At 60.3% G+C, this 1,323-nt stretch carries 1 protein-coding gene; it reads right to left on the reverse strand.

The genetic code is table 11. The annotated features are described in order from the left end of the window. Positions 1-237 precede the first annotated feature (237 nt). Positions 238-1,275, reverse strand: coding sequence for an IS110 family transposase (locus ACFX5Q_RS34750; protein WP_123170113.1), 1,038 nt, complete (start codon positions 1,273-1,275; stop codon positions 238-240). Between the last annotated feature and the right edge of the window lie 48 nt (positions 1,276-1,323).

Below are 1,323 nucleotides of genomic sequence, written 5' to 3' on the forward strand. Positions count from 1 at the left end.
GGTGCAGTCTTCTGTCCGGCCTGTTCATGCAGCCGTTCGAAGCTGCTGGCCCTGATGGGGTCGGCGAACAAGGTCCCAATCTGCTTTGCAGGCTATGATGCCTCCGACATCGCATGGGTTATCCCTGTTCCCGGCCTGACCGGTCTCGCCATCACATCGCGTCGCTCTTACAACCTCATAGAGCCGATTGATCGGCTCGATCTGATTTCTGCTTCAGTGTCTCGTCTTCTGCGCAACTTACGCTGCAAGGTTCGGAGCATGACGCGCTTGATAGGTTTCGCCGCGCGTCATGATAGCCCACACCACGCGGGCCATCTTGTTTGCCATGGCTACGCTCGCCACGCGCGCCGGCTTCCTGGCGAGCAACGCGAGGAGGCGCGGATCCGCAGCCTCGGGCTTACGCCTTGCCCGTCGGATCAGAGAGGTCGCGCCGATCACAAGGAGCTTTCTCAGGTACCGATCGCCCATCTTGGTGATGTGCCCGAGACGGTCCTTTCCGCCGCTCGAGTTTTGCGAAGGTGTCAGCCCGAGCCAGGCGGCAAACTCTCGACCCGAGCGGAACTGACCCGGATCAGCAACCGAGGCCGCCAACGCAGTGGCACCGATCGGGCCAATGCCAGGTATGGTCGATAGACGCCGTGCCATTTCATTCGTTCTTTGCTGGGCAAGGATCGACCGGTCGATGGTCTGGAGCCGGGCATGGGTGTCGAGCACCTGCTCGCACAGGAGACACAGAATCTGCAGTGCCATGGCCGGTACGTCCAATGTGGATTTCTTCGCGGCTATCTGGCGCGCCAGCTTAAGCGCCCGCTCCAAACCTTCGGGAATATCGATGCCGAACTCGGCCAACAGGCCGCGGATCATATTCACCAGTTGCGTACGCTGCTTGACCAGAAGATTACGGGTGCGGTGAAGCGATAGGGCCGCTTGCTGCTCGGCTGACTTCATCACGACGAAACGCATGGTCGGGCGTGTCACCGCTTCGCAAATCGCTTCCGCGTCCACCGCATCATTCTTTCCGCGCTTCACATAGGGCTTCACGTAGGACGGTGGCATCAGGCGGACTTCATGGCCGAGCTCCGTCAACTCTCGAGCCCAATGATGCGATGTGCCGCACGCCTCCATGCCGATCAGGCAGGGCGGCAACTTGGTGAAGAACGGCAGAACTTGCGATCGGCGCAGTGCCTTGCGAACAACAACGTCTCCAGACGCGTCGACGGCGTGAACTTGAAAAATGCGCTTGGCCAGATCAAGGCCCACGGTGGTAATCTGCATGGCGGATGGCTCCTTAGCTCGGGTTGCCTGACAGCAAACCCACTGTGG

The organism is Mesorhizobium sp. IMUNJ 23033 (assembly GCF_044778005.1).
GTDB lineage: Bacteria > Pseudomonadota > Alphaproteobacteria > Rhizobiales > Rhizobiaceae > Mesorhizobium > Mesorhizobium amorphae_A.